At 71.2% G+C, this 6,630-nt stretch carries 8 protein-coding genes; 2 read left to right on the top strand and 6 right to left on the bottom strand.

What is annotated here, in order from left to right; translation table 11 throughout:
- The 4 genes from DEIPI_RS28140 to ald all read right to left on the bottom strand — a co-directional run.
- Positions 1–250, bottom strand: a 250-nt coding sequence (locus DEIPI_RS28140; RefSeq protein ID WP_045233557.1) for a Mur ligase domain-containing protein, incomplete at its 3' end; no start/stop codon positions are given.
- Positions 251–404: 154 nt separating this feature from the next.
- The gene (locus DEIPI_RS0103310; protein WP_027480843.1) at positions 405–1,988 is read right to left on the bottom strand and encodes a DAK2 domain-containing protein; all 1,584 of its coding nucleotides are present in this window, start codon (positions 1,986–1,988) and stop codon (positions 405–407) included.
- The gene (locus DEIPI_RS0103305) at positions 1,981–2,313 is read right to left on the bottom strand and encodes an Asp23/Gls24 family envelope stress response protein (RefSeq protein WP_027480842.1); all 333 of its coding nucleotides are present in this window, start codon (positions 2,311–2,313) and stop codon (positions 1,981–1,983) included. Before DEIPI_RS0103305 ends, DEIPI_RS0103310 begins: the two co-directional genes overlap by 8 nt.
- Positions 2,314–2,426: 113 nt before the next feature.
- Complete coding sequence (gene ald / locus DEIPI_RS0103300; protein ID WP_027480841.1) at positions 2,427–3,533, bottom strand: alanine dehydrogenase; 1,107 nt, start codon at positions 3,531–3,533, stop codon at positions 2,427–2,429.
- Positions 3,534–3,704: 171 nt separating this feature from the next.
- On the opposite strand from ald, the gene DEIPI_RS0103295 reads away from it, so the two are divergent.
- Positions 3,705–4,172, top strand: coding sequence for an Lrp/AsnC family transcriptional regulator (locus DEIPI_RS0103295; protein WP_027480840.1), 468 nt, complete (start codon positions 3,705–3,707; stop codon positions 4,170–4,172).
- On the opposite strand, the gene truB is transcribed toward DEIPI_RS0103295, so the two are convergent.
- Positions 4,173–5,111: a tRNA pseudouridine(55) synthase TruB gene (gene truB, locus DEIPI_RS0103290; RefSeq protein ID WP_027480839.1), complete on the bottom strand. Its 939-nt coding sequence runs from the start codon at positions 5,109–5,111 to the stop codon at positions 4,173–4,175.
- 169 nt (positions 5,112–5,280) lie between these two features.
- Complete coding sequence (locus DEIPI_RS0103285) at positions 5,281–5,757, bottom strand: hypothetical protein (protein WP_027480838.1); 477 nt, start codon at positions 5,755–5,757, stop codon at positions 5,281–5,283.
- A 250-nt stretch (positions 5,758–6,007) separates the two neighbouring features.
- Between DEIPI_RS0103285 and DEIPI_RS0103280 the strand changes: the two genes are divergently transcribed.
- Positions 6,008–6,630 (top strand): pyrroline-5-carboxylate reductase family protein (locus tag DEIPI_RS0103280; RefSeq protein WP_027480837.1); only part of this gene is annotated, 623 nt, incomplete at its 3' end.

Genomic DNA, 6,630 nt, shown 5'->3' with positions numbered 1-6,630 from the left:
CCCACGAGCGCAGCGCGACCGTCGCGTCGGGGACACGGACCGCGCGCGGCACGTCCAGGTCGGTCAGGACGAAGGGCGCGCCGCGTGAGAGGGCGTCCTCGACGAAGCGGTTGCCGTGGTCGCGTTCGCCCGCGAGGGCCGCGAAGGCCGTCTCGGCGTCCACTTCGCGCGAGTCGAAGGTGATCCGCCGGGCGGCGCGCGCGTCCGGCGAGGCGTCGGCGGGGAAGGGCGTCTGGAAGGGATCGATCATGTTGACCTCAGGGTGCCGCAGGGGAATGAGAGGAAGCCGTCAGCGGTCGGCGGTCAGTACGAGCGCTCCACGGACTCCGATGCCAAGGGGAGTGGGCGACGCCCTGTTCGACATCGCCCACCCCTGTCCCTACTGACTGCTGACCGCTGACCGCTTATTCGATCGTGACGAGGTAGTCGTAGAGGTCCGGGCCGCCCGCGTGCGTCTCGACCTCCGCGTCCGGGTGCGCCTCCGCGACGCGCGCGGCGAGGCCCTCGGCCTGCTCGTCCGTGACGTTGGGGCCCGTGAAGACCGTGACGATCTCCTGATCCGCCCAGGCCGCCGCGAGCATCGCGAGGACGGCGTCCTCGGGCGTGCCGCCCGCGTGGACGAGCTCGTCGTCGCGCAGGCCGATCACGTCACCCTCGGTGATGTCGAGGTCCCCGATGGACGTGGAGCGCGACGCGCGCGTGACCTCCAGCGTCGTGACGCGCGCGGCGGCCTCCTGCATGGCGGGCAGCAGGTCCGCGGCGGGCGTGTCCGGCGTGAAGTTCAGCGCGGCCCCCACGCCCTGCCCGAGCGTGCGGGTCGGCAGGACCTTCACGTGGTCCCCGAGCAGTTCCTGCGCCTTCTGCGCGGCCATCAGGACGTTCTTGTTGTTCGGCAGCACCACGATCTCTCGGGCGCTGACGCTGCGCACCGCGTCCACGATGTCCTGCACGCTGGGGTTCTGCGTCTGCCCGCCCGACACGATGCGCGCGCCGAGGCTGCGGAAGAGCTTCGTGAGGCCGTAGCCGCTCACGACCGCCACGAGGCCCGTCTGCGGCACCTCCTCCTCCGCGCGGGCGGTGGCGCCCGCCATCGCGAGGATCTCGGTGTGCTGCTCGCTCATGTCCTCGACCTTCGTGCGCAGCATCTTCCCGTGCCGCCCGACGGTCGCGAGCAGCGCGTCCGGGTCGTTCGTGTGGATGTGGCCCTTCACGTAGCCCTCGGCGCCCACCACGAGGAGGCTGTCCCCGAAGGGCGCGACGAGCTCGCGGATCTGCTCGATCGGCGCGGTCGCGTTCTCCATCAGGAACTCGGTGCAGTAGCCGAACTCCTCCGTCTCGAACTGCTCCTGCGCGTAGCTCTCCACGGTGGGCGCCTCGGGGAGGGCCTGACCCTCCAGCTGACCCAGGATGCCCTCCAGGACGTACAGGTAGCCCTGCCCGCCGGAGTCCACGACGCCCGCCTGCTTCAGCGCGGGCAGCAGGTCCGGGGTGCGCGCCAGGCCGTCGTAGCCGGACCTGATCGCGGCGCGCAGCACCTCGCGGGGCGAGCCGCCACGGGCGCCCGCCGCCGCCTCGCGCGCGACGGTGAGGATGGTGCCCTCCACGGGCTTCATGACGGCGCTGTAGCCGCTTCTCTGCGCCGCGTCGAGGGCGTGCGCGAGCTGGGCGCCGCTGACGTCGCGCAGGTCGCGGATGGCCTCGCTGAAGCCCTTGAGCAGCTGCGAGAGGATCACGCCGCTGTTGCCGCGCGCGCCGAGCAGCGCGCCGTAGCTGATGGCGCGCGCGACGCTCTTCATGTCGTGCTCGTCGCAGGTGTCGAGCTCGCGCCGCACGGACTGCATCGTGAGGTGCATGTTCGTGCCCGTGTCGCCGTCGGGGACGGGGTACACGTTGAGCGCGTTGACCTGCTCGCGGTACACGCCGAGCCAGTCGGTGGCGTAGCGCAGGGCCGCCGCGACCTGCGCGGGGGTGAGGTTGGCGTCAGGCATGCGAGACCCCCACGGCGTGCACGCGCGTCCGCGCGAGGTCGATGCCCGCGAGCGTCCGCGTGGCGTGCTCCACGCGCTCCGTGATGTTCTGCGCGACGGTGGGGATGTTCACGCCGTACGCCACGACGATGAAGAGGTCGGCGGAGTAGCGGCCGTCCTCGCGGGTGATCACGACGCCCTCACGCGACTGGGCGCGTCCGAGCGTCTTCAGGATGCCCTCCCTGAAGTTCGCGGGGGCCATGCCGACCACGCCGGGAACCTCGTGCGCGGTCAGGCCGATGAGCGAGGCGAGCGCCGCCTCGGTGATGGTAATGCTTCCGTTCAACGGGGAACCTCCAAAATCACATCAGTATACGTGAGAGCCCGAGAAGGCGCTTGGAGCGAATGCAAAGGCAAGGACGGCGCCCCTGGGGAACGCCGTCCGCCGCGTGATCGTCCTTAGGCGAGCGCCGCCTCGGGACGCACGGCCTCCATCTCGAAGGCCTCCGCGACGCCCGCGTACGTCAGCTTGCCCGCGCGGGTGTTGAGGCCCTTGCGGAGCGCGGCGTTGCCCTCGAGCGCCGAGACGCCCTTCTCGGCGAGCTGCATGACGTAGGGGAAGGTGGCGTTCGTGAGCGCGAAGGTGCTGGTGCGCGGCACGGCGCCCGGCATGTTCGCCACGCCGTAGTGCACGACGCCCTCGACGTTGTAGACGGGATCGTCGTGGGTGGTCGCGTGGATCGTCTCGACGCAGCCGCCCTGGTCCACGGCGACGTCCACGATGACGCTGCCCTCCTGCATGCTGGAGAGCATGTCGCGCGTCACGAGGTGCGGGGCCTTCGCGCCGGGGATCAGCACGCCGCCGATCACGAGGTCCGCCTCGGGCAGGAGCGCGCGGATGTTCGCCTCGCTGCTCATCATGGTGGTGAGTCGGCCGAAGAACACGTCGTCGAGGTACGCGAGGCGCTTCTGGCTCACGTCGAGGACGGTGACGCGCGCGCCGAGGCCCATCGCCATCTTCGCGGCGTTCGTGCCGACGACGCCGCCGCCGATCACGAGGACGTGGCCGGGCTGCACGCCGGGCACGCCGCCGAGCAGCACGCCGCGTCCGCCATTGGGCTTCTGGAGGTAGTACGCGCCCGCCTGCACGGCGAGACGGCCCGCCACCTCGGACATGGGGGTGAGCAGGGGCAGGCTGCCGTCGTCGAGCTGGACGGTCTCGTACGCGACGGCGGTGGTGCCGCTCTCGATGAGGCGCTCCGTGAGGGGCCGGTCGGCGGCGAGGTGCAGGTACGTGAAGAGCAGCAGGTCCTCGCGGAGGTAGCCGTACTCGGAGGCGATGGGCTCCTTGACCTTCACGACCATCTGCGCGGCCCACGCGTCGGCGGCGCTGCCGAGGCGCGCGCCGGCGGCGACGTACTCGGCGTCCGCGAAGCCCGAGCCGATCCCGGCGGACTGCTCCACGACGACGTCGTGACCGCGGCGGACGAGCGTGGAGACGCCGCCGGGCGTGAGCGCCACGCGGTTCTCCTTGACCTTGATTTCCTTGGGAAGCCCGATGAGCATGCTGTTCCTCCTGCCGCGCGGCCCGCCGCGAGCGGCTCGGTGCGGGCGCGAAACGACGATGAATGTGGCTTCATCGTAGCAGAACGCTCGTTAGGTCCGATTGCGTCCGCTGCCCGGAAACGGGGCATCGGAGCAACGGCATTGCTTTGGATCGTTCATACTCGGAGAAGTATGGCCGGAATCGACCTCGACGCCACCGACCGCCGCATCCTCGACGTCCTCCAGACCCGCGGCCGCCTCCCCAACACCGAACTCGCCGACGAGGTGGGCCTCACGCCCGCCCCCTGCCTGCGCCGCGTCCGCAGGCTGGAGGAGGAGGGCGTCATCCGGGGCTACGTCGCCCTGCTCGACCCCACCCGCGTCGGGCACGACCTCACCGTCTTCGTGCACGTCACCCTCGACAAGCAGACCAAGCAGGGCTTCACCACCTTCGCGGAGAAGATGCGCGCCCGCCCCGAGGTGCTGGAGTGCTACTTCTGCCTCGGCGAGTACGACTTCCTCCTCAAGGTCGTCGTGCCCGACCTCGCGGCCTACCAGCGCTTCCTCGTGGACGTCCTCGCCGCCATGCCCGAGGTCAGCAACACCAACAGCACCATCGCCGCCAAGGAGGAGAAGCACACGACGAGACTGCCGGTGTAGTCAGGCGCTCCAGGCACGCACGACCCGCCACTTCTCCCCGTCCCCGTCCACGACCGCCACGAGCGCCCCATCGTGCGTCACCACGAGCCGGCCCACCTCGGCGCGCGCGGGGCGTTTGCCGTCACGCAGGTCCTTCGCGGTGCGGGCGTCCACCTCCACGCGCGGCAGGTCCAGCGCGCTCAGGTCCGCCCGGCCCTCGGCCTCCGCGAGACCTTCCAGGGTCACCGCCTCCGACAGCGAGAACCGTCCCGCCCGCGTCCGCACGAGCCCCGCGAGGTGCGCGGGCACCCCGAGCGCCGCGCCCACGTCCCGCGCGAGCGACCGCAGGTACGTCCCGCTGCCCACCCGCGCCCACACCAGCAGCGTCGGGAAGTCCCCGAGCGCCTCCGGCAGGGTGAAGGGACGCGCGGCGTCGTCGGGGGTCCACACGCCGCCCTCGCCCTCGGAGAAGGCGCGCGGCGCCTCCCGCACGCTCGCGTACACCCCGAGCAGGCGCAGGTCGTGGATCACCACCTCCCGCGCGGGCAGGTCCAGGCTGCCCCCGGCGCGCGCCACGGCGTACGCCCGCTGCCCGCCCACCTGCAGGGCGCTGTACTGCGGCGGCACCTGCTTCTGCGGGCCCAGCATGCCCGACAGGACCGCCTCCACGGCACCGGGCGCGGGCGCCGCCACGTCCGCCCGCGTCTCCACGGGGCCCTCCGCGTCCAGCGTGGGCGTGGCCGCGCCCAGCGAGATCCACGCGAGGTAGTCCTTCGAGTCGGCCTCCATGAACTGCACGAGCTTCGTCGCGTCGTCCACGCACAGCACCAGCACGCCCGTCGCGAGCGGATCGAGGGTGCCCGTGTGCCCCACGCGGCGCGTCCCGCGCGCCCGACGAGCCCGGTGCACCACGTCGTGCGACGTGAGCCCGAGCGGTTTGTCCACCACGAAGACCGGCATGGGGCACAGAGTAGAGCTTCGAGCGGTCAGCCGTCAGCGGTCAGCGGTCAGCGGTCAGCAGTCAGCAGTCAGCACTCGGGGTGGGGTCGGGTGGGACACGGCAAAGGCCGGGAAGCACCGTGCTTCCCGGCTGTCTCACGGCTGACGGCTGACCGCTGACGACCCTCCCTTACTTCACCACGCACAGCACGACGAGGCCGCGCTTGGCGTCCGCGTCGAGGGACCACATGCCCGCGAGGTTCATGGGATCGTTCGTGAGGGTGAACAGGGCGCGCTCGCGGCCCGTGGTGGCGTCCTTCTGGAAGGTCGCCTCCTTGTACTTGTAGCCCTGGAACTCCATGTCCTTGCGGAAGCGGGTGAACGCGGCGCCTTCGCCGTCGAGCCAGACGCGCTCGACCATGTTGCCGACGCAGTCGCCGAGGTCGGCCTTGCCGCCCGCGCTCGCGCGGGCCAGCAGGATGGAGCGGAAGGCCTGAACCTCGTCGTTGGTGGTGGTCTGACCGTTCGCGCTCGTCGCGTCGTGCACGACGATGGGCGCGATGGAGAGGGGCAGGCCGGGCGTGTAGAGCACCTCCTGCGCGCCCGCCACCGAGGCGAGCGCGAGGGGGAGAAGTCGCAGGAAGGAGAGGGGACGGTTCGTCGACATACCTGACCATCCTAGGCGCCGTCTCTTACGAAACTCATACAAAAGTCGTCAGTCGTCAGCCGTCAGCCGTCAGGAACCCATGAAGACCCTGCTTTGCGGACGGACGGCTCTCATGAACACCAGGCTGCCCTGCCACCGACCACCGACCACCGACCACCGACCACCGACCACCGACCACCGACTACTGACCACCGACCACCGACCACTGACGGCTGACCACTGACCGCTGACGGCTGTCATAATCGAGCGCATGAAACTCGCGATCGTCGGCGTCGGCAAGATGGGCCTCGCCCTCCTCGAAGGCCTCGTCCGCCGGGGTGTCCTGCCGCCCGGGGAGATCGGCCTCCTCGACTCCAACGCGCCGCGCGTGGCGCAGCTCTCCGAACGCTTCGGCGTCCGCACCCTCACCCGCGCCGACCTCGCCCGCGCCGAACGCATCGTCCTGTCCCTCCAGCCGCGCACCCTCACCGACGTCGCGGACTTCGTCGCGCAACCCAACGTCGGCTACGTCTCCACCATGGCGGGCGTCAGCCTCGCCACCCTCTCGCGCCGCCTCGGCACCAAACGCGTCGTGCGGGCCATGCCCAGCCTCGCCGCCACCATCGGCCGCGCGCAGACCGCCGTCACCGCCCCGAAGGAGGCCGTGGACCACGGCGACCTCGACTTCGCCCGCGTCATCTTCGGCGCGGTCGGCGACGTCTACGAGCTCCCCGAGCACCTCTTCAACACCTTCACCGGCATGAGCGCCTCGGGCCCCGCCTACGCCGCCGTCTTCGCCGAGGCCCTCGCCGACGGCGCGGTCCGCATGGGCCTCGCGCGGCCCCTCGCGCAGGAGCTCGCCGCGAAGCTCCTCGTCGCCACGGGCGAACTGCT

It is taken from the genome of Deinococcus pimensis DSM 21231, from assembly GCF_000519345.1.
In the GTDB taxonomy this organism is placed as follows: Bacteria; Deinococcota; Deinococci; order Deinococcales; family Deinococcaceae; genus Deinococcus_A; species Deinococcus_A pimensis.
The sequence above is the reverse complement of the archived record's forward strand: the minus strand, read 5'-3'. Positions and strand labels throughout refer to the sequence as shown.